The sequence below is a fragment of the Sphingomonas sp. genome (assembly GCF_036402235.1).
In the GTDB taxonomy this organism is placed as follows: Bacteria; Pseudomonadota; Alphaproteobacteria; order Sphingomonadales; family Sphingomonadaceae; genus Sphingomonas.
This window is the reverse complement of sequence record NZ_DASWTG010000031.1, coordinates 30,485-51,157: the sequence shown is the minus strand read 5'-3', so window position 1 is coordinate 51,157 and position 20,673 is coordinate 30,485. Positions and strand designations below refer to the sequence as shown.

Genomic DNA, 20,673 nt, shown 5'->3' with positions numbered 1-20,673 from the left:
TTGGTCATTCCCGCGCGGGAATCCATTCATCCCAACGGCGCGGATCGAGCCTCGACGGCAGGACGAATGGATCCCCGCCTGCGCGGGGATGACGGGTAGGAGCGTCGATATCTCCCAAACTACGTGACCCGCCGCTTCGGTCGAGGGCGCCACCGCAGCCCACTCAAAAAAGCGCGAGGATTTCCACCAAGTCGCCGGGATTTGCCGCCGGGGCGTGGGGCGGGCGGACGATCAGGCAATCGGCGCGCGCGAGTGTGCGGAGCATCGAGCTGTCCTGGATCGCCGCCGCCACCACTCCGCCGCTGCGGTGCACCGCGCGCATGTAATCCGCGCGCGGGCCGTTGGCGGGAAGCGGCTCGGCCAGCCTGACGGGGCGGGACGCGGGCAGCGGATCGGCAGCGCCCGAGAGGTGCGCGACCAGCGGAAGCAGGAAGATCCGCGCGGTGACGAAGGCCGAGACCGGATTGCCGGGCAGGCCGAGCACGACCGTTTCGCCCAGCCGCCCGGCCATCATCGGCTTGCCGGGCCGGATCGCCACCTTCCAGAAATCGATGGAGGCGCCCGCCGCGAGAAGCGCGGGGCGGACGAGATCGTGGTCGCCGACCGAGGCGCCCCCGGTGGTGACGAGGATGTCGGCGGTGACGCGCGCGAACGCGGCCGCGAGCGCGTCGGGCCGGTCGGGCAGGATGCCCAGATCCTCGATCTCGACGGGCAATCCTGCCAGCATCGCGGCCAGCATCGCGCCGTTGCTCTCGGGGAGCTGGCCGGGAGCGAGCGGGTCGCCGGGCGCGCGGAGCTCGTCGCCGGTGGCGGCGATGGCGACGCGGATGCGGCGGCGGACGGGCAGCGCGGCATGGCCAGCGACCGCGGCGAGCGCGATGCGCGCGGGGGTCAGCCGGTCGCCGGGGGCGATCAGTAGCTCGCCTGCGCGGAAATCCAGGCCCGTGGCGCGGACGTTGCGGCCCTCGAACGCGGGGCCTTCGCCGGCGAGATGGAGACGGCGGCCGTCGCGCCGCGCCTCTTCCTGCACCAGCACGGTATCCGTTCCGGCTGGCAGCGCGGCGCCGGTGAAGATTCGCACCGCCTGATGCGCGGCGGCGGCGCCCGGGAAGGGGCGGCCGGCGGCGCTCTCCCCGATCACGTCCCACGGGCCGGGCAGGTCGGCGAAGCGGATCGCATAGCCGTCCATCGCCGACAAGGGCTGCCCGGGCTGCGTGCGCGCGGCCAGGACCTGCCCGGCGGCCCAGCGGTCCGTGGCCTCCCGCAGCGGCGCCGTCTCCGCCGCGAGCGCCGGCGCGAGCGCGAACAGGCGGCGCTGGGCATCGGCGACGGGAAGAAGATCGGCCATCGCCGCGGCGTTACCGCGCCGGGGCTCCGGGGTCGAGAGGATCAGCGCGGCGGGCGCGCCGCCTCGGCCAGCCGTGCCATCTCGTGCGGGCGCAGGGGGATGCGGAACTCGGCGACGTGGCGGGTGCCGTGGCACTCGATCACGCGGATCGGCCAGCCGCCGATCCCGGGCAGCGAGAGCCACAGCGAGGAAAGCGGGGTGAATTCGGTGTCGCTCTCGAATTCGACCAGCGTGCTGCTCAGCGTGTTGAGCTTGGCGTTCCACCAGTTGACGCCCGAGCGGACATGGGTGGCGATGTCGAGCCGCAGCGCATCCTTGACCGCGCCCAGCGCCGACGGGGCATGATCCTGCACCACCGCCAGCGCCGGGCCGCGCCGCTGGCTCGCGACCTTGCGCAGCCACGGCATCAGCAATTGCCAGCCAAGCTCCTCGGTAAAGGCGATGCCGGCCTGGCCCTTTTCGGCCCAGCGCACCTCGCCCTGGATCGGGCGCAGGCCGTCAAGGGTCAGCTCGACCTGGGCCCCCGTCGTCAGCAGCGCGCGCGTCTCGACGCCGATGCCGGAGGGGGAGAGGTTGCGCGTCCAGGCGAAATCGACCTGATCGCCATGCCGCACGCACAGCCGCTGGCGCAGCTCGATGCGCGGCATCTGGCGGCGCTCGGCGGGGAGGGCGGCGAGGCAGCGGGCGAGCGCGCCGACGACATCGAGCGGCTCATCGAAGCGGAAGGCGAGCGCGGCAGGGTCGCTGCCGACGATCGCGCCGTCGGCGACCAGCCCGAACGGCAGCTCGATCGTCGCGCGATCGCCATTGGTGATGGGGCCGGAAACGGTGAGCGTCGCGCCGGCGGAGGTGAGACGGTGCACGAAGCAGTTCCGCTCGCCCGCGCTGCCGAGCAGCAGCCGCCCGGGCGAGGCATCCTCGACCGCGCCCGGGGGCGCGTCGAGCTCGCCAGACAGCGAGAAGATCGCTGATCGTGCCGGAAGTGTCATCGGATCCCCACCCATTTGCGAGTGGGGAAGGTGCGCGCATGCCCTTCAAGAATGTCTGAGCGAGCAGGGTGGAGGGCGGGTTAACCTTCCGCGTTCACCCAATTCCCGGATTTGCCGCCGGTCTTGGAGAGCAGCCGGATCCCCTCGATCGTCATGGCTTTGTCGAGCGCCTTGGCCATGTCGTAGACGGTGAGCAGCGCGACGGAGACCGCGGTGAGCGCCTCCATCTCGACCCCCGTGCGGCCGGTGAGCGCGACGGTGGCGGTGGCGGTGACGCCGGAATCGCCGGGGATCAGCTCGAGCTCGATCCTGGTCAGCGCGAGCGGATGGCAGAGCGGGATCAGCTCGCTGGTCTTCTTCGCCGCCATGATTCCCGCGACGCGCGCCACGGCGAGGACGTCGCCCTTCTTGACCAGCCCGTCGCGGATCGCGGCGGCGGCTTCGGGCGACATGACGATGCGGCCGGTAGCGACCGCCTCGCGCTGCGTCTCGGCCTTGGCGCCGACATCGACCATGCGCGCTGCGCCGGTCTCGTCGAGATGGGTGAGGTTGGTCATCCCACCAGCGCCCGCGTTGCCGCCTCGACATCGTCCTGGCGCATCAGCGATTCGCCGATCAGGAAGCAGCGCACGCCATGCGCCGCCATGGCGTCGAGATCGGCGCGCGCGGTGAGGCCGGACTCGGCGACGAAGGTGCAGCCAGGGGGTGCGCGGCCGACAAGCTCATAGGTGCGGTCAAAAGAGACGGAGAAGTCCTTGAGATTACGGTTGTTGACCCCAATCAGCCGCGACTTGAGCGCGAGCGCGCGGTCGAGCTCGGCCGCGTCATGGACCTCGACCAGCACATCCATGCCGAGGCCGATCGCGGCATCCTCGATCTCGGCCATCTGCGCATCCTCGAGCGCGGCGACGATGATCAGGATCGCGTCGGCGCCGATGCTGCGCGCCTCCAGCGCCTGCCACGGATCGATCATGAAATCCTTGCGGATCACGGGCAGGCCACAGGCGGCGCGGGCGGCAATTAGATAGTCCTCATGCCCCTGGAAGAACTGCGTGTCGGTGAGCACCGACAGGCATGCGGCTCCACCTGCCGCGTAGGCGCGGGCATGGGCCGGCGGATCGAAATCGTCCCGAATCAATCCCTTGGAGGGTGATGCTTTCTTGATTTCTGCGATCAGGCCATAGCCCTGTGCCGCCTTTGCATCGAGCGCGGCGCGAAAGCCGCGCGGCGGCGTCTGGGCAAGCGCGCGCGCCTGAAGGTCGGCGAGCGAGGTCGCGGCCCTGCGCCCGGCGACTTCGCCGCGCTTTACCTCAAGGATCTTGTCGAGCGTGTTCATGCCGCGGCGATCCAGCAGTCGAGCAGCGCGTTGGCAAGCCCCTTGTCGATCGTCTCGGCGGCTTCCTCGGCGCCCTCGCGCAGATCGGCGGCCTCGCCCGCGACCACCAGCGCCGCGGCGGCATTGAGCAGCACCGCGTCGCGATAGGCGCCGTGCTCCCCCTGGAGCAGCTTGCGCAGCGCCACGGCGTTCTCGCGCGCATCGCCGCCGCGCAGGCTGGTCAGCGGGTGGGACGGCAGCCCGGCGTCGGCCGGGGTGATGCGTGCGGGCAGGCTGACATCGCCGATGCTCACCACCAGCGAGCCGCCTTCAGGCGAGAGCTCGTCCAGCCCTTCCTCGCCGGCGACGATCGCGGCGCCCTTCACGCCAAGCTGCTCGAGCGCCTCGGCATAGATCGGGGCATAATCGGGCCGGGCGATGCCGATCAGCTGACGCTGCACCCCGGCCGGATTGGCGAGCGGGCCCATCAGGTTGAAGATCGTCCGCCGCGCGATCCGGCGGCGCAGCGGGGCGATGCGTGCCATCGCGGGGTGGTGCTTGGCGGCGAAGAGAAAGGCGATGCCGAGGTCGTTGAGATGCGCCTCGGCATTGAGCGCGGCGCGCTCGAGGTCGAGGCCCAGCGCTTCGAGCGTGTCGGCCGCGCCCGATTTGGAGCTGGCGGCACGGTTGCCATGCTTGGCCACCGGCACGCCCGCCGCGGCGACGACGATCGCGACTGCGGTGGAGACGTTGAGCGTGTGGTGCCCATCGCCGCCGGTGCCGCACACGTCGATCGCATTGGCGGGCGCATTCACCGGGATGACCCGCTGGCGCATCGCGCGCGCCGCCTCGGCGATCTCGATGCTGGTCTCGCCGCGCTCGGAAAGCGCGATCAGGAATGCCTCGATCTCCGGTTCGGAGGCGGTGCCGTCGAGGATGTCGGCGAAGGCCTGCGCCGCGGATTCGCGCGCGAGCGGCGTGGAGGGATCGGGCAGGAGGCTCAAGCGGGTCACGCCGCCTCTATTGAGGGACGGGCGGAGCGAGTCGAGCAAATCCTGTTGCGCGCCGGACAAGCGCGGCTGGGGGCGGTGCATTTCGGCCGCGATGCGGCTATCTTCCCCGGATCAGAGCGGGGAGACCATCGATGGACCTTCGATCGACCGAGCCGGTCAGCTTCCTCTACGCCGCCGACCGCGACCGTGCGCTTGGCTTCTATTGCGATCAGCTGGGATTGACGCTGCGCAGCTCCGACCCGTTCGGGGATTTCATCGCAATGGACAATGCGGTGATCCGGCTGACGGTGATGCCCGATTTCAAGGCCGGGCAACACCCCGTGCTCGGCTGGAACGTAAGCGATATCCGCGCGACGGTTCACGCGCTGCGCGACAAGGGCGTCGCCTTCACCATCTATGACGGCATGGGCCAGGATGAAGACGGCATCTGGACCGCGCCGGGCGGCATGGCGAAGGTGGCCTGGTTCAGCGACCCCGATGGCAATGTGCTGAGCCTGTCGCAGGCCTAGGCCAGCGCCTTCGCCTCGGTCCCGGCGATCTCCGGGACGCGGTCCCGATCTTGCCCGCCGATCAGATCGTCAGCATATCGTAGACGATCACCTTGCGCCACAGATGCCCGCATTTGGCGATGAAATCCTGGTGGATCGGATGGTCCTGATACACCTTCTGGTCCGCGACATTGTCGAACACCATGAGCTCCGACACGTCGAAGCTCGCATCGACGACCTCACGCTGCTCGGTCGATGCGGGGACGCCGATCTGCACGCTGCGGATGACCGGGATCTTCGCGAGCGCCCGCAGGCCCGCGACCAATTGGTCGCGATCCGCCGTCGATCCGGGCCGCTTCAGCCAGAAGAAGACGTGGTGAACGATCCTGGCTTCCGGCGCGGGCGCTGCCGAGGCCGCGTCAGAGGCCATGGCAGCGCCACCCAGCGCAATTGCCTGCACGACATTCCTGCGATTGACTGGCATATCCTCGTCTCATCCTTTCCGGTGCCCCAGCGATCGCTATAGTCTCTGCGCGATGGCCCGGGTCAAGACGGCTGGGGCCTGCGAGAGGCGCCCCGCCTTCGCCCGGATGCCTCCCAGGGAACTCCTGAGGCGCGGGCGATGCCTGGGCAGCGGGCTGAGGCGAGTCAGGCCAGTGCCTTCGCCTCGATCCCGGCGATCTTCATGAAGTTCGCCAGCATCGCATGGCCATGCTCGGTGGCGATGCTCTCGGGGTGGAACTGGACCGAGTGGATCGGCAGCGTGGCATGCCGGAACGCCATGACGCTGCCGTCCTCGGCCGTGGCGTTGACCACCAGCACGTCGGGGATGTCGGTGACGATCAGCGAGTGATAGCGCGTCGCGGTGAAGGGTGAGGGCAGGCCTTCAAACAGCCCGGTGCCGTCATGACGCACGGGGCTGGTCTTGCCGTGCATCAGCCCGCCGCGCACGACCTGGCCGCCGAAATGCTGGCCAATCGACTGGTGGCCGAGGCAGACGCCGAGCAACGGCTTGCCTGCATCGGCGCAGGCGGCGACGAGGTCGAGGCTGATCCCTGCCTCGTTCGGCGTGCAGGGGCCGGGGGAGAGCAGGAAGGCCTGTGCGTTGCTCGCGATCGCTTCATTGGCGGTCAGCGCGTCGTTACGCACGACCTTCACCTCGGCGCCCAGCTCCATCAGATAATGGACCAGATTCCAGGTGAAGCTGTCGTAATTGTCGATGACGAGGATCATGATGGGGCGGGCTTAGCCGCGTCAGTAGCCCGCGTCGAGATCGACGACGTTCTTCATCGTGCGTCCGTCCATGAATGCGTGGGCATTTTCGAGGAACAGCGCGGCGGCGCGCATGAACATCTTGGTCTGCGAGCGGCCCGACAGATGCATCGTCAGGATGGCGTTGGGCGCGCTCCACAGGGGGTGGTCTGCGGGCAATGGCTCGGGATCGACGACGTCGAGGAACGCGCCGGCGATGCGGCGCTTCTCCAGCGCCGCGATCAGCGCGGGCTGATCGACCATGTCGCCGCGCGCGACGTTGATCAGCCACGCGCCGGGCTTCATCGCCGCCAGCTCCGCCGCGCCGATCAGGGCATGGGTATCCCCGGTCGAAGGCGCGGCGAGGACGATCCAGTCATGGTCGCCGATGCAGTCGCGCCACTGGTCCGGGGTGAGGGTGCCGTCACGGCCCGATCGGGTGACGCCGGTCACCTCGACGCCGAACGCCGTCAGCCGATCGCCGATCAGCCGGCCGATCGTGCCATAGCCGACGATCAGCGCCCGGGTTTCGTAGAGCTCGACCTTGCCCGGTGCGTCGGTCGGCCATTCGCGGCGGTCCGCGGTGCGCACCACCTGATCGAAGCGCTTGGCCGCGGCGAGCATCCCCATCACGGCATATTCGGCGACCGCGATGGCGTTGATCCCGACGCCGTTGGTGAGGATCGTGCCGCGTTGCTTGAGCAGGCCCGTGTCGAACGCATCGATCCCGGCATAGATGGTCGAGAGCCATTTGAGTCGCGTGCCCGCAGCGGCCGCCTCGCCGGTCCATTCCGGGCGCTGCATGTCGACCCAGGCGATGTCGGCGTCGGCGACGAGGGCGATCGCCTCCTCGCGGCTGGCGAACCAGTGCGGCTCGATCCCGGCGGGGAGGCCGGCTTCGATCAGCGGGCGGGCGAGGGCGGGCAGGACGGCTTTCATGGGGGCAGCGTAGGAAGAAGTTTTGGTTCACGCAAAGGCGCGAAGACGCTAAGAGAAGAAGAAGTGGGTTCGCGCAGAGGCGCGGAGAGCGCAGAGGTTTCAGTCTCTGCCGCGCCAGCGGCCTCAATCGCTACCGATAAGCAGGCGTCGCCTGTTGGAGTGAAGCGCTGCGCGCAAAGGAACCTCTGCGCTCTCCGCGCGAAACCACCTTCTTCTTCTCTTAGCGTCTTCGCGCCTTTGCGTGAATCAACCTTCTTCTCCACGCTCACGCATGAGCAGCTCTCAAAGCTCGATCTTCCAGTCCCAGCCGAGCGGGTCGCCGTCCATCACCTCGACCCCGGCGCCGAGCAGCTCGTCGCGAATCGCGTCGGAGCGGGCGAAGTCCTTCGCGGCGCGGGCGTCCTTGCGCTCGGCGAGGCGCGCTTCGATCTCGGCTTCGGTGACCAGCGCATCGGCGGGGCGGACGCGCAGGTCCGTGCGGCCGAGATCGAGCAGGTTGAGGCCGAGCGCGGTGTCGAACTGCGCCAGCGTCATCAGCCGGGCTTCCTGGCCGAGCTGCTTGTCGGCGAGCAGCTCTTCGAGCACCGGCAGCGCCTTGGGGGTGTTGAGGTCGTCCGACACCGCCGCGTCGAGCCGCTCGAGATAGCTGCCGGCATTGCCGCCGCCCTTGCCCTCGGTCGCGCGAAACTTCTCCGCCGCGAGGACGAGGCGGCGCAGGCGGACCAGCGCCGCCATCAGATTCTCGCCGCTGAACTCGAGCTCGCTGCGGTAATGCGCGCTGAGGCACATCAGGCGATAGGCGAGCGGGTGCACGCCCTTCGCCACCAGCGCGTCGAGCGTGGCGATGCCGCCCTTGGACTTCGACATCTTGCCGCCGCGGTCGACGAGGAAGTTGTTGTGCATCCACACCCGCGCGCCGCTGTCGCCGCAGCGGCAATGCGCCTGGTTCTGCGCGATCTCGTTGACGTGATGGATCTCGCGGTGATCGATCCCGCCGGTATGGATGTCGAAGGGCAGGCCGAGCAGCTCGGCGCTCATCACCGAGCATTCGAGGTGCCAGCCCGGCGCGCCGCGGCCCCAGGGCGAATCCCATTCCATCTGGCGCGTCTCGCCCGGCGGAGTGGTGCGCCAGATCGCGAAATCCTGCGGGTGGCGCTTGCCCTCGACGCTCTCGATCCGGCCCTCGCCGGCATCGTCCTGCCCGCCCGAGAGCTTGCCGTAATCGGGGACGGTCGAGCTGTCGAAATAGAGGCCGCTGTCGAGCTGGTAGCAGTTCGCCTCGGCAAAGCCCTTCGCGAACTCGATCATCTTGCCGACATAGTCGGTCGCCAGCGGCATGTGATCGGGCGTGCGGATGTTGAGATCGCGCAGATTGCGGCGGAACACGTCGGCATAGTGGCGCGAGATGTCCCACGCGCTCATCCCGCGCTTCTTCGCCGCCGCCTCCATCTTGTCCTCGCCCTCATCGGCGTCGGACGTCAGATGGCCGACATCAGTGATGTTGAGGACATGGGTGAGCGGATAGCCCTTCCAGCGCAGCACGCGGGAGAGCGTGTCGGTGAAGACATAGGCGCGCAGGTTGCCGAGATGCGGGTCGCTATAGACGGTGGGACCGCACGAATAGACGCGAACGCCCCTGGCGGGATCGATCGGCGCGAACGGCTCGAGCGAACGGGTCAGCGAGTTGTAGAGGGTGAGCGTGGCGCCAGTCATAGCGGCGCCATAGCGCGGCGGCGGCAGCGGTCAAACCGCCGCCGCGCGTTCGGAGCATTCAGGCGGCGAGGGTTTCGGGCCTGGTGCTGGTGTGGAACAGGCCCGCGCCGAACGTGCCGCCATTGTTGATCGGCAGCGCGGTCGCGCAGAAGGCGCATTCCGCGGTCATCCGCCCGACCCGCCAGTGCGATTGGCCGCAGCCGGGGCAGTGGTTGTGCTCGCCCGGGTGAAAGGCGATGCGGTAGCCGCTCTGGGCGGCGGTGAAGGCGTCGGTGTCGTAATACATCGTTTCGTCTCCAGACTTGCCCGGTTCGACGCACGGAATCGGCATTTGTTCCAAGCACGTTCCGAAACGGACCGCTGGTGTTGCCGATATGTTACTATTACGGGATCAGGCGAGCGGACGGATCCGGTCGAGAACGGTGTAGGCCATCACCGCGGTGGCGACCGCGGCGTTGAGGCTGTCGGCCTTGCCGAGCATCGGGATTTTCACCCGCAGATCACAGGCTTGCGCATAGGCGGGGGGAAGCCCCTGCGCCTCGTTGCCGGTGAGCAGGAAGACCGGGGCGGCGAAGTCCGGCGCGCGATAATCGACCGCACCTTCGAGCGCGAGCCCGACCAGCTGCCCTGGCCCGCCGCGCAGCCAGGCGTGGAACTCGTCCCACGGCGCACGCGCGATGGGAATGGTGAACAGCGCCCCCATGCTCGCGCGCACCGCCTCGACAGAGAACGGGTCGACGCATTCGTCGACCAGGATCAGCCCGCCCGCGCCGACCGCATCGGCGGTGCGCAGGATCGTGCCGAGATTGCCGGGGTCGCGCAGCCGCTCGGCCACCAGCCAGATCGGCGCCTTCGTGCGATCGAGCCGGGCGAGATCGGTGGGCAGCTCGCGATAGACGCCGACCACCGCACCGGGATTGTCCTTGCCCGAGAGCTTGGAAAGAATGTCGCTGTCGGTCGCGATGACCTCACCCCCTGCGGCTTCGGCCGCGGCGATCAGCTCTCCTGCGAGCGCGTGGGTGTCGTGGCCTTTCGCGAAGAACAGATAGTCGGGCAGATGCCCCGCTTCGCGCGCCTCGGTCAGGATGCGCAGCCCCTCGGCGAGGAACAGGCCCTCGTCGCGGCGGTGCTTCTTGTCGCGCAAGGATCGGACCCGCTTGACCAGCGGGTTGGAGAAGGCGGTTATTTCGCGGGGCACGTGCGGTTCAATCCTCGCCGAAGCGGTCCTCGACCAGCTCGACCAGCTTGAGCACCGCGTCCTCGGCGCCGTCGCCCGCGGCGCTGATCGTGATCGTGTCGCCCATCGCGGCGCCGAGCATCATCAGCCCCATGATCGAGGTGCCGGTGACCGAATTGCCGTCCTTCTCGACGGTCAGCTCGACCGGCTGGGAGGAGGCGAGGGTGACGAACTTGGCACTGGCACGGGCATGAAGGCCGCGGCGGTTGCCGATCAGGACGGTCCGGCTGACGCGGCTCAAGCGGCAGCCTCCCCGAGCACTTCGGATGCGACGGTGATGTATTTGCGGCCCGCCTCGCGCGCCGCGGCGACGGCTTCGGTCACCTTCATGGTCTTGCGTGCGCCGCCCAGGCGAATCAGCATGGGCAAGTTGATCCCCGCGATCACCTCGACCCGCCCTGCCTCCATCAGCGAAATGGCGAGGTTGGAGGGCGTTCCGCCGAACAGATCGGTCAGCACGATCACCCCCCGGCCCGCATCCACCTCGGCGATCGCCGCGGCGATGTCGGACCGGCGGCCTTCCATATCGTCCTCGGGGCCGATCGAGATGGTGGCGATTCGCTCCTGCTTGCCCACCACATGCTCCATCGCGACGACGAACTCCTCCGCGAGCCGCCCATGCGTCACGAGTACCAGACCGATCATTTCAATGCTTGTCCCATGCGGTTCATCTTGCGACCGGGGGGCCTTCTAGCGAGTCCTGCGGCGCGGTTTGCAAGTCACGATGCGTCACCGTGGGCGAAAATCCCGCGTCGCGCAACCGGGCAGCGACCCGTTCCGCGACATGGACCGACCGGTGTCTCCCGCCGGTACAGCCGAATGCGATGGTAACGTAGGATTTTCCCTCGGCGCGATAGCGCGGAATGAGCAGCTCGATCAGTCCCTCGATCCGTTCGAGCGCTTGCGGATAAGCGGGATCGCCGGCGACATAATCGGCGACGTCGCGGTCCTTGCCAGTGCCCGGGCGCAGCGAATCGACCCAGTGCGGGTTGCGCAGGAAGCGCATGTCGAACACCAGATCAGCGTTGCCGGGGATGCCGCGTGCGAAGCCGAACGACATCACCGACAGCGTGGGCTCGCCCTGTCCCTCGCCCGAAAGGGTCGCGCGGATCTTCTGTGCCAGCTCGTTGGCGGTCATGTTGCTGGTGTCGATCAGCCGGTTGGCCCAGCGGCGAAGCGGCTCCAGCAGTTCGCGCTCGCGCGCGATGCCCTGCCCGGCGGGGCGATCCTGCGCCAGCGGATGGCGCCGGCGCGTCTCGTTGTAGCGCCGCTCCAGCTCGGCGCCGGAGCAATCGAGATAGAGCGTGCCGATGTCGTAGCCGCGTTCGTCGCGCAGCTTCTTGATGCGGCGCACGATGCTGTCGGCATCGAAGCCGCGGGTGCGCGTGCCGATGCCCAGCGCGAGCGGGCGGTCGTCCCCGTCCGCGCCTTCGGGCGGCTCGGTGTCGAGCAGACGGTTGAGGAGGAGGAGGGGAAGGTTGTCCACCACCTCCCAGCCCAGATCCTCCAGCGTGCGCAGCACGGTCGACTTGCCCGCGCCCGACATGCCGGTGACGAGCAGGATCTGCTTGGTCCGGTGCTTGCTCACCGGGCGGGCGTCCAGCCGATATGCTTGAGCGCCAGCTCGACCTTGAGCGGTGCCGAGGGCTCGAGCGCGGCGAGCGCGACTTCGGGGATGTCGATCCCCGCGATGCGGCGCTTCCTGGGGTCCTCCGGCATGCGCGGCGGGGCCTCGAGGATCGTGACGAGCAGCGCGATCGGCATGCGGTCCTGATGCGGCATGTCGATCACGCCGATGCCGCGCACCTCGATCTTGCCGGCGATGTTGGCCGGCGCCGATCCCAGCAGCACGCCATCGGTGCGCGCGCAGACCGTATAGTCGTCGGACACCAGCACCGCGCCGCGATCGATCAGCCGCAGCGCCAGATCCGACTTGCCCTCGCCCGAACGCCCTTCGATCAGCACGGCGCGCCCGTCGATCGCGACGCACGATGCGTGGAGCGTTTCGGAGGAGATGACGGCCATGCGCTTCGTCCCGTTCTAGCTGGGCTGCACCAGGGGCAGGCGGACGACGAAACGCGCGCCGCGCATCCGGTCCTCGCGCGATTCGACCCCGATCGTGCCGCCATGGCCTTCAACGATGGTGCGGGCGATGGCAAGCCCCAGCCCCGAATGCTGGCCGAACGCCTCGCTGTCGGGACGCACCGAATGGAAGCGGCGGAAAACGGCCTCGCGCGCCTCTTCGGGAACGCCCGGCCCCTCATCCTCGACATGCACCTCCACCATCTCGCCGCTCGACGCGACCGAAAGGCTGACGAGCCCTGCGTCGGGCGAGAAGGAGATGGCGTTGTCGATCAGATTCTCGAACACCCGCTCCAGCCGCGCGCCTTCGCCCATCACGCGCGGGACGGGCCCGATCGGCTGATCGAAGCGCAACTGCACGCCGCGCGTCACGCCGCGGTCCGCGCGCTGGAGAATCAGCCCTTCGAGCATCGCAGCGATATCGACCGATTCGAACTTGGCGCGGCTGAGCTGTGCGTCGAGCCGTGAGGCTTCGGAAATGTCGCTGATCAGCCGGTCGAGCCGGTGGACGTCGTCGCGCACGATGGCCAGCAGACGCTCCTGCAACTCGGGGTCGCGGACATTGGCAAGCCCGTCCACCGCCGACCGGAGCGAGGCGAGGGGGTTCTTGAGCTCATGCGCGAGATCCGCGGCGAACGCTTCGGTCGCGTCGATGCGTGCGCGCAATGCCAGGCTCATGTCGGAGAGCGAGCGGGCGAGATGGCCGATCTCGTCGCGCCGCTCGGGCAGGCGCGGCACCACCACTTCGCGCGCACGGCCCAGCCTTACCCGCACCGCGGCGCGGGCGAGGCGGCGCAGCGGCCGCACGATCGTGCGCGCGAGGAACAGCGAGAGGAAGATCGACAGCCCCATCACCACCGCCAGCACCAGGCTGAGCCGGAAGCGCTCGATCCGCACCGTCTGGGTGATCTCGCGGGCGTTGTCGGTAGTAAACACCACGCCTTCGGGGCCATAGGAGGCGGCGGCGGTGATCACGGGAGTGCGGTCGGGTGCCCGCCACACGCTTGCGCTCGCCTCACCGGTGCGCAGCGCGGTCGCCAGGTCGGGCCAGTCCAGCCCCTTGTCCGCACCCCGTTCGCGGAACTGCGGCGCGCGGTCGGCGCCCGCGATCGTATCGATCGCCGCGTCGAGGAACCGCGCTGCGCTCTGCCCCCAGGGATCCTTGTCGGGATCGCGCAGCACGACGTTGTTGAGTCCCATCGCGCGCGTGTCGAGCGTCATCCTGCCGCTGCGGTCGTAGAGGCGGATGCGCAGGCGCGCCTCGGTCGCGACGCGCAGGACCAGGGCGCTCCGGTCCTGGGGCGGCGTCATCGCCACCGCCTGCGCGATCAGCCGCGCCTCGCGCCCCGCTTGCTCGACCTGATCGTCGACGATCCGTGCCCGGAAGCTGTCGAGATAGAAGAAGCCGCCGGCCAGCATCGCCAGCGCGAAGATATTGACCGCCAGGATGCGCGGGGTGAGGCTGAGCCGCGCCGACCAGCGAAGCGCAAGGTCGCGCTCGTCGCCCACGCCAGAATCCCTAGAACCGATCGACATTCACTATACCAATCCTCCCCCGCCAGGGGGGAGGTGGCAGGCACAGCCTGACGGAGGGGGAGGTTTGCGACCAACAGGCGGTAGGAGTCCTCCCCCTCCGACGCCTTCGGCGCCACCTCCCCCTGGCAGGGGAGGATTCATTCCGACCGACAGTCGCTGAATATCGATACGCGCTAGCCAACCGCCTTACTCGTCGGAAAATCGGTATCCGGCGCCATAGAGCGTCTCGATGGCGTCGAATTCGGGATCGACCTGGCGGAACTTGCGGCGGACGCGCTTGATGTGGCTGTCGATGGTGCGGTCATCGACATAGATGTCGTCCTGATACGCCGCGTCCATCAGCTGGTTGCGCGTCTTGACGATGCCGGGGCGCTGGGCGAGCGTCTCGAGGATCAGGAATTCGGTGACGGTCAGCGTGACGTTGCCGCCGTCCCACGTCACCTTGTGCCGCGCCGGATCCATGGTCAGGCGGCCGCGCTCGATCACCGGCTGCGGCTCCTCTTCGGTGCCGGCCTCGGCGGGCGCCGCCATCGCCTCGGTCCGCCGCAGGATCGCTCGGATGCGCGCGATCAGCAGCCGCTGGCTGAACGGCTTGGCGATATAGTCGTCCGCGCCCATCGCCAGGCCCAGCGCCTCGTCCAGCTCATCGTCCTTGCTGGTGAGGAAGATCACGGGAATGGCGCTCTTCTCGCGCAAGCGGCGCAGAAGCTCCAGCCCGTCTAGCCGCGGCATCTTGATGTCGAGCACCGCCAGGTCGGGCGGGTTCTCGAGCAGTGCCTTCAGCGCCGTCTCGCCGTCCGAATAGACGCGCGTCACAAAGCCTTCGGCTTGCAGCGCGATCGAGACCGAGGTCAGGATGTTCCGGTCGTCGTCAATCAGCGCGATCGTTGCGGTCATGGCGCGTGGCGTAGCCCAATGCTGGCCGCCACTCAACCGCGCGGATTGCCGGAACGGTACCGAAACGGACGCCGGTGCTGCCAACGTTGTCGGATTGGCTCTTCCGGTCAGGTCAACGTTGTCGGGCGATTTGAATTGGTTAGCCCGCGCGATGACACCGGTTACTGGCATTGACCCCTTATGCCGCCGCTGCGATGCGCGACTCACGATACTAATAAAAGTAATGCCGCAGACCTTTTCAGGCGCGGCGATGAGGAGACCGATGTTGACTGACCGCAAGCCGGTAATCGGCCTCGACGCGCTTGGCGTCGGGGCTGACGCAACCATTCACTGGAACCTGCTGACCGCGCCGCTGGTCGAGCACGCCGTGCAGCGCGGCGAGGGCCGCCTTGCCAAGGACGGGCCGCTGGTAGTCGCCACCGGCAAGCACACCGGGCGCAGCGCCAAGGACAAGTTCATCGTCCGCGATGCGGAGACCGAGAACACCGTATGGTGGGGCGACACCAACCGCGGCATGACGCCCGAGCATTTCGCCGCGCTCAAGGCCGACTTTCTCGCGCATCTCGGCACCAAGGATACGCTGTTCGTGCAGGATCTGTACGGCGGATCGCAACCCGAGCACCGGGTCAAGGTGCGGGTGGTCAACGAGTTCGCCTGGCACAGCCTGTTCATCCGCACGCTGCTGGTTCGTCCGGAGGCGCACGAGCTGGCGGGCTTCGAGCATGAATATACGATCATCGATCTGCCGAGCTTCCGCGCCGATCCGGCGACACACGGCACGCGCAGCGAGACGGTGATCGCGGTCAACCTGACCGAGAAGCTGATCCTGATCGGCGGCACCGCCTATGCCGGCGAGATGAAGAAGAGCGTGTTCGGCCTGCTCAACTATCTGCTGCCGGTCGAGGGCATCATGCCAATGCACTGTTCGGCCAATATCGGCCCGAACGGCGACACCGCGGTCTTCTTCGGCCTGTCGGGCACCGGCAAGACCACGCTGTCGGCCGATGCGTCGCGCACCCTGATCGGCGACGACGAGCATGGCTGGTCGGACACGGCGGTCTTCAACTTCGAGGGCGGCTGCTACGCCAAGATGATCAACCTCTCGCCCGAGGCAGAGCCGGAAATTTTCGCGACGACGAAGCGGTTCGGCACGGTGCTCGAGAATGTCGTGATGGACGCGGAGACGCGCGAGCTCGACTTCAACGACAACAGCCTGGCCGAGAACAGCCGCGGTTCCTACCCGCTCGAGTTCATCCCGAACACGAGCGAGAAGAATCTTGGCCCCGTGCCCAGGAACATCATCTTCCTGACTGCGGACGCCTATGGCGTGCTGCCGCCGATCGCGAAGCTGACGCCCGAGCAGGCGATGTACCATTTCCTCTCGGGCTATACCGCGCGCGTCGCGGGCACCGAGATCGGCGTGACAGAGCCGACCGCGACCTTCTCGACCTGTTTCGGTGCGCCGTTCATGCCGCGCCACCCGTCGGTCTACGGCAATCTGCTCAAGGAGCGGATCGCCAAGGGCGGGGTCGATTGCTGGCTGGTCAACACCGGCTGGAGCGGCGGCAAGGCGACGATGCCCGGCATCAAACGGATGCCGATCAAGGTGACGCGCGCGTTGCTCAATGCGGCGCTCGACGGGTCGCTCAAGGACGCAGAGTTCCGCAAGGATCCCAATTTCGGCTTCATGGTGCCGGTCGCGGCGGGGGATATCGACCCGAACATGCTCGATCCGCGCGCGGCGTGGGAGAACAAGGCCGACTATGACGCGACCGCGGGCAAGCTGGTCGATGAATTCGTCGCCAATTTCGCCCAATTCGCGGACCATGTGGACGAAGGGGTGCGGCAAGCGGCACCGCAAAGCCGAGCTACTGAAACCGCCTGAACCGCCCGGTCATCGATCGGGCCTTCCCAGGAGAAAGCCCGATCGATGACCGACCATCCTATCCGTTTCTTTGCCGATGATGCCGCCATCGTCCGTCTGGGCGAGGGGCTGATCGCCTGCACGCTCGCGCGCGAGGAATGGACGCATGAAGCGCATCTCGCCGCATGCCTCTACCTGCTCGTGCGGCGCCCCGATGTCGATGTGGATGGCGAGATCGCCCGGCTCATCTCGCGCTTCAACGAGAGCGTGGGCGGGGTGAATGACGACCATAACGGCTATCACGACACGATCACGCGCACGTATGTCGCGGGCGTGCGCCGGTTCCTGGCAAAAGCCATCAATCCTCCCCCGGAGGGGGAGGTGCCATCGCGTAGCGATGACGGAGGGGTAGTTTCGGCAAGCGGTGTCGCGTGGGGAGAATACCCCTCCACCGCCTTCGGCGGTCCCACTCCCCCTCCGGGGGAGGAATTGGCGGGACTCGCAAACGCGCTGCTGGCGAGTGAGGTGGGCAGCCGCGATTGGCCGCTGCGCTTCTACAGTCGCGAGCTGCTCTTCTCGGTGCGGGCGCGGCGCGGGTTCGTGGAACCGGACCGCGCGCCGCTACCCTAGAGGTCTGAACTCAACCGTCAGTCGAGCATCGAGGCCGGAACCTTGCCGCCGTTCGCCGCGAGCTCCTGCATCACGCGCTTGTGCAGCCAGATGTTCATCTCGGCGCTGCCGTCCAGCGCGCCGGTATAGCCGAGCTCCTGTGCCAGCTCCTTGCGCTCAGCGAGGCTCGATTCGAGGCCGACCAGCTTCATCAGATCGACGATCGAGGTGCGCCAGTTGAGATTGCGGCCGTCGCTGCCGTCAAGCTCGACCAGGATCGCTTCGATATCCACTTCCCGCGGCTGCTCCGGCACGGGCTGGGGCGTAGGCTGCGCGGCGGCGATTTCGGGCTGCGGCGCGGTCTCGGGCGCCGGGGCCGCCTTGGCCTTGCCGAAGATCGCGTTCTTGATCGACGAGAAAATACCCATGGATACCTCCTGCAATGGCCGCACGAGTCGTGCAGCGGATCGTCCCCTCACCATGCTGGCGATTTTCGGCGACAACGCAATGACGCATGAAGCGGTGAAAAGTGCCGCCTGCGTATCGATTGTCGCGGCCGCACTCGCGCACTGCGGTGCGCCATGCTAGATCTGCGTCTCCCAAGCGTAGCAAGAGGATTTGCAGATGAGCATTCTCGACGGGATTCTGGGTCAGCTCGGCGGCGATGCCACGGTGACCAACCTGGCGGCGAAGGTCGGGCTGTCGCCCGAGCATGCCGAGTCGGCCATCCAGGCGCTGGCCAAATATCACCCGATGGAAGGGGACACCGCTGAAGGCGCGGCGGCCGCCACCGGCCTGCCTGTCGGCAAGCTGCAGGAGATCATCGGCCAGATCGGCGGCGAGGGTTCGCTGGGCCAGTTCGCGAGCCTGCTCCGGCAGGACGGCGCGGGCGGCATCCTCGGCGCGCTGGACAAGGATGGCGACGGCAACCCGCTCAACGACCTGACCGGCATCGCCTCGGGCTTCTTCGGCAAGAAGTAAGGCTATCGCGCCGTCCGCTTGACAGCGGGCGGACGGCGCGGTTTTGTATCAGGCGATGGGGGCGGCGATCCCCCCATGAGGCGTCAGCCGAAGTGTCGCGTCCGCAACTTCAAAGGACGCACCATGCCTGCACCCGATCTGATCTCCGTTTCGACCCTCGCCCGGCTCATTGGCGGACCCGACTCCCCGTACGTCGTCGATGTGCGCGAGCAGCCCGGCACGCACCGGATTCCCGCCGCGACCCGCCGCATGCCGGCTGCCGGCGATCGCCGGGCCGTGCTGGTGGACGATCGCGGCGGCGCTGCCGCGCACGCCGCCGCCGCCCGGCTGCGGCATGACGGGATCGCTGCGGAAGTGCTGGAGGGCGGGCAGGGAGCCTGGGAAACGGCGGGACTGCCGCTTGTGCCGGAGGATGCGCTGGTACGCGATGCCGAGGACCGCACGCTATGGGTCACGCGCAGCCGGCCCAAGGTCGATCGCATCGCCTGTCCCTGGCTGATCCGCCGCTTCGTCGATCCGAACGCGGTGATCCTGTTCGTGCCGCCGGGCGAGGTACAGGCGGTTGCCGCGCAAACCGGCGCCGCGCCGTTCGACATTGCGGCGGAGGGCGTCCGATGGACGCATCGCGGCGAGCTTTGCACCTTCGATGCGCTGGTCGAGGGGCTGGGCCTGGGCAGCATCGCGCCGCTCGCATTGCTCGCGCCGATCGTGCGGGGGGCGGACACTGCCCGGCCTGACCTTGCCCCCGAAGCGGCGGGGCTGCTCGCGGTCTCGCTCGGCCTGTCCCGGCTGCATGCCGATGACCACCGCCAGCTCGAAGCGGGGATGGCGGTCTATGATGCGCTCTACCGCTGGGCGCGCGACGCGCAGGACGAGAAGCACGACTGGACCTCGCACCAGCCGCGCGGGGCCAGGGCATGAGCCCCGAGGCGCTGGCGGGCACGCGGCCCGCACCCGTGACGCTGGGCGAGGCCGCCAAGGTCTGGGCGCGGATCGCCGCGCTCTCCTTTGGCGGGCCGGCGGGGCAGATCGCGGTGATGCATCGCATCCTGGTCGACGAGAAGCGCTGGATCGGCGAGCAGCGATTCCTCCACGCGCTCAACTTCTGCATGCTGCTGCCCGGGCCCGAGGCGCAGCAGCTCGCCACCTATATCGGCTGGCTGCTCCACAAGCGGCTGGGCGGGCTGATCGCAGGCGCGCTGTTCATCCTGCCCGGTGTCCTCGCGATCATGGCGCTGAGCTGGATCTATGTTCTCTATGGCAACACCGGGCTGATCGCGGGCCTGTTCCTTGGCTTGAAAGCCGCAGTGCTGGCGATCGTGCTGCAGGCGGTGATCCGCATCGGCGGGCGGGCACTGCGAAGCGGCGCCGCCAAGCTGCTCGCACTCGCTGCCTTTGTGATGATCTTCTTTCTGGCCGTACCGTTCCCGCTGATCGTGCTCGGCACAGCGCTGATCGGCTGGCTGGCGGGACGTGCAGGCAGCAACGCGTTCAGGGGGGGCGGGCATGGCGGGGCCGCGGACGGCGTCGCCGATGCGGAAACCTTGCTGGGGGAAGGGTTGCCCGATCACGCCCGGCCGCGCTGGCAGGGTGTCGTCTTCGACGTGAGCCTGTGGCTCGCGCTTTGGCTGCTGCCGATCGCCGCGCTGCTGATCGCGTTGGGCCCCGATCATGTGTTCGGCCAGATCGCGGTCTTCTTCGCCAAGATGGCGATGGTCACGTTCGGCGGCGCCTATGCGGTGCTCGCCTATGTCGCGCAGCAGGCGGTGGAGCATTACGGCTGGCTCAGCCCCCCAGAGATGCTCGACGGGCTGGGGATGGCGGAGACGACGCCGGGGCCACTGATCATGGTGCTCCAGTTCGTCGGCTTCCTCGGCGCCTATCGCGATCCCGGCATGCTTTCGCCGCTGATGGCCGGAACGCTGGGTGGATTGCTCGCGACCTGGGTCACCTTCGCGCCGTGCTTCCTGTGGATCTTTCTCGGCGCGCCGTTCATCGAGCGGATGCGCGGCAACGCGGCGCTGGCGGGGGCGCTCGCTGCGATTACCGCTGCGGTGGTGGGCGTGGTGCTCAACCTCGCACTCTGGTTCGCAATCCATGCCGTGTTTCGCCGGGTAGTGCCGGTGGAGGCGGGACCGGTGCGCTTCGACGCCCCGGTGCTGTCGAGCATCGATCCGTGGACCGCGGCGTTGACGCTGGCCGCGATCGTCGCGGTGTTCCGGCTTAAGCTCGGGACCTTCACCGTGCTCGCGGCTGCGGCGGCAGCCGGAGTTGCGCTCCGCCTCGCCTGGCTTGCCTGAATAGCCAGAAGGGCGCGTCGTCCACGGTGCACCTTTTGCAGGCCCAATACTAAGAGATTGTCCTAACTATTATCCTCCGCTATCGCCGCTGCATCACAGCGGCTGACGGAG

At 68.2% G+C, this 20,673-nt stretch carries 24 protein-coding genes; 6 read left to right on the top strand and 18 right to left on the bottom strand.

Annotated elements, in window-relative coordinates:
* Positions 1-163: 163 nt before the first annotated feature.
* The 5 genes from VGD28_RS06500 to trpD form a co-directional block, all read right to left on the bottom strand.
* The gene (locus tag VGD28_RS06500; RefSeq protein WP_331027520.1) at positions 164-1,348 is read right to left on the bottom strand and encodes a molybdopterin molybdotransferase MoeA; all 1,185 of its coding nucleotides are present in this window, start codon (positions 1,346-1,348) and stop codon (positions 164-166) included.
* A gap of 41 nt (positions 1,349-1,389) precedes the next feature.
* Positions 1,390-2,337, bottom strand: coding sequence for a PilZ domain-containing protein (locus tag VGD28_RS06495; protein ID WP_331027519.1), 948 nt, complete (start codon positions 2,335-2,337; stop codon positions 1,390-1,392).
* An 80-nt stretch (positions 2,338-2,417) separates the two neighbouring features.
* Complete coding sequence (gene moaC, locus VGD28_RS06490; protein WP_331027518.1) at positions 2,418-2,894, bottom strand: cyclic pyranopterin monophosphate synthase MoaC; 477 nt, start codon at positions 2,892-2,894, stop codon at positions 2,418-2,420.
* Positions 2,891-3,673 (bottom strand): indole-3-glycerol phosphate synthase TrpC, encoded by a 783-nt coding sequence (gene trpC / locus VGD28_RS06485; RefSeq protein WP_331027517.1) that lies wholly within the window; start codon positions 3,671-3,673, stop codon positions 2,891-2,893. Before trpC ends, moaC begins: the two co-directional genes overlap by 4 nt.
* The gene (trpD, locus tag VGD28_RS06480; protein WP_331027516.1) at positions 3,670-4,665 is read right to left on the bottom strand and encodes an anthranilate phosphoribosyltransferase; all 996 of its coding nucleotides are present in this window, start codon (positions 4,663-4,665) and stop codon (positions 3,670-3,672) included. The genes trpC and trpD overlap by 4 nt, the downstream gene beginning before the upstream one ends.
* A gap of 131 nt (positions 4,666-4,796) precedes the next feature.
* On the opposite strand from trpD, the gene VGD28_RS06475 reads away from it, so the two are divergent.
* Positions 4,797-5,174 carry a VOC family protein gene (locus VGD28_RS06475; RefSeq protein WP_331027515.1) on the top strand — a complete coding sequence of 126 codons (378 nt, stop codon included), beginning with the start codon at positions 4,797-4,799 and terminating at the stop codon, positions 5,172-5,174.
* A 61-nt stretch (positions 5,175-5,235) separates the two neighbouring features.
* Here the strand turns inward: VGD28_RS06475 and VGD28_RS06470 are convergent, their stop codons facing one another.
* The 12 genes from VGD28_RS06470 to VGD28_RS06415 form a co-directional block, all read right to left on the bottom strand.
* Positions 5,236-5,583, bottom strand: a complete 348-nt coding sequence (locus VGD28_RS06470; RefSeq protein WP_331027514.1) for a Dabb family protein — start codon at positions 5,581-5,583, stop codon at positions 5,236-5,238.
* A gap of 218 nt (positions 5,584-5,801) precedes the next feature.
* Complete coding sequence (locus VGD28_RS06465; RefSeq protein ID WP_331027513.1) at positions 5,802-6,386, bottom strand: aminodeoxychorismate/anthranilate synthase component II; 585 nt, start codon at positions 6,384-6,386, stop codon at positions 5,802-5,804.
* Between the two features lie 21 nt (positions 6,387-6,407).
* Positions 6,408-7,343 carry a D-2-hydroxyacid dehydrogenase gene (locus tag VGD28_RS06460; protein ID WP_331027512.1) on the bottom strand — a complete coding sequence of 312 codons (936 nt, stop codon included), beginning with the start codon at positions 7,341-7,343 and terminating at the stop codon, positions 6,408-6,410.
* A gap of 282 nt (positions 7,344-7,625) precedes the next feature.
* Positions 7,626-9,056 (bottom strand): cysteine--tRNA ligase, encoded by a 1,431-nt coding sequence (gene cysS / locus VGD28_RS06455; RefSeq protein WP_331027511.1) that lies wholly within the window; start codon positions 9,054-9,056, stop codon positions 7,626-7,628.
* 58 nt (positions 9,057-9,114) lie between these two features.
* Positions 9,115-9,342: a hypothetical protein gene (locus VGD28_RS06450; RefSeq protein WP_331027510.1), complete on the bottom strand. Its 228-nt coding sequence runs from the start codon at positions 9,340-9,342 to the stop codon at positions 9,115-9,117.
* A gap of 105 nt (positions 9,343-9,447) precedes the next feature.
* Positions 9,448-10,254 (bottom strand): RNA methyltransferase, encoded by an 807-nt coding sequence (locus VGD28_RS06445; protein WP_331027509.1) that lies wholly within the window; start codon positions 10,252-10,254, stop codon positions 9,448-9,450.
* Positions 10,255-10,261: 7 nt separating this feature from the next.
* Positions 10,262-10,534 carry an HPr family phosphocarrier protein gene (locus VGD28_RS06440; protein ID WP_331027508.1) on the bottom strand — a complete coding sequence of 91 codons (273 nt, stop codon included), beginning with the start codon at positions 10,532-10,534 and terminating at the stop codon, positions 10,262-10,264.
* Positions 10,531-10,938 (bottom strand): PTS sugar transporter subunit IIA, encoded by a 408-nt coding sequence (locus VGD28_RS06435; RefSeq protein ID WP_331027507.1) that lies wholly within the window; start codon positions 10,936-10,938, stop codon positions 10,531-10,533. Before VGD28_RS06435 ends, VGD28_RS06440 begins: the two co-directional genes overlap by 4 nt.
* Positions 10,939-10,960: 22 nt before the next feature.
* Positions 10,961-11,881: an RNase adapter RapZ gene (gene rapZ / locus VGD28_RS06430; RefSeq protein WP_331027506.1), complete on the bottom strand. Its 921-nt coding sequence runs from the start codon at positions 11,879-11,881 to the stop codon at positions 10,961-10,963.
* Positions 11,878-12,318: an aldolase gene (locus VGD28_RS06425; RefSeq protein WP_331027505.1), complete on the bottom strand. Its 441-nt coding sequence runs from the start codon at positions 12,316-12,318 to the stop codon at positions 11,878-11,880. Before VGD28_RS06425 ends, rapZ begins: the two co-directional genes overlap by 4 nt.
* A gap of 15 nt (positions 12,319-12,333) precedes the next feature.
* The gene (locus VGD28_RS06420; RefSeq protein WP_331027504.1) at positions 12,334-13,911 is read right to left on the bottom strand and encodes a sensor histidine kinase; all 1,578 of its coding nucleotides are present in this window, start codon (positions 13,909-13,911) and stop codon (positions 12,334-12,336) included.
* 186 nt (positions 13,912-14,097) lie between these two features.
* Positions 14,098-14,808, bottom strand: a complete 711-nt coding sequence (locus VGD28_RS06415) for a response regulator transcription factor (protein WP_331027503.1) — start codon at positions 14,806-14,808, stop codon at positions 14,098-14,100.
* 265 nt (positions 14,809-15,073) lie between these two features.
* Here VGD28_RS06415 and VGD28_RS06410 point away from each other — a divergent pair, with 265 nt between their 5' ends.
* Entirely contained in the window at positions 15,074-16,693 is a 1,620-nt protein-coding gene (locus tag VGD28_RS06410) for a phosphoenolpyruvate carboxykinase (RefSeq protein WP_414714472.1), read from the top strand.
* A gap of 45 nt (positions 16,694-16,738) precedes the next feature.
* On the top strand, positions 16,739-17,302 hold the full coding sequence (locus VGD28_RS06405; protein ID WP_331027501.1) for a hypothetical protein: 564 nt from the start codon (positions 16,739-16,741) through the stop codon (positions 17,300-17,302).
* Between the two features lie 17 nt (positions 17,303-17,319).
* Here VGD28_RS06405 and VGD28_RS06400 read toward each other — a convergent pair whose 3' ends face one another.
* Entirely contained in the window at positions 17,320-17,709 is a 390-nt protein-coding gene (locus tag VGD28_RS06400; protein WP_331027500.1) for a DUF3597 domain-containing protein, read from the bottom strand.
* Positions 17,710-17,905: 196 nt separating this feature from the next.
* Between VGD28_RS06400 and VGD28_RS06395 the strand changes: the two genes are divergently transcribed.
* The 3 genes from VGD28_RS06395 (at position 17,906) to chrA (ending at position 20,562) form a co-directional block, all read left to right on the top strand.
* Positions 17,906-18,262 (top strand): hypothetical protein, encoded by a 357-nt coding sequence (locus VGD28_RS06395; protein WP_331027499.1) that lies wholly within the window; start codon positions 17,906-17,908, stop codon positions 18,260-18,262.
* A 123-nt stretch (positions 18,263-18,385) separates the two neighbouring features.
* Positions 18,386-19,183, top strand: a complete 798-nt coding sequence (locus tag VGD28_RS06390) for a chromate resistance protein ChrB domain-containing protein (RefSeq protein ID WP_331027498.1) — start codon at positions 18,386-18,388, stop codon at positions 19,181-19,183.
* Complete coding sequence (gene chrA / locus VGD28_RS06385; protein WP_331027497.1) at positions 19,180-20,562, top strand: chromate efflux transporter; 1,383 nt, start codon at positions 19,180-19,182, stop codon at positions 20,560-20,562. Before VGD28_RS06390 ends, chrA begins: the two co-directional genes overlap by 4 nt.
* Positions 20,563-20,673: the final 111 nt, after the last annotated feature.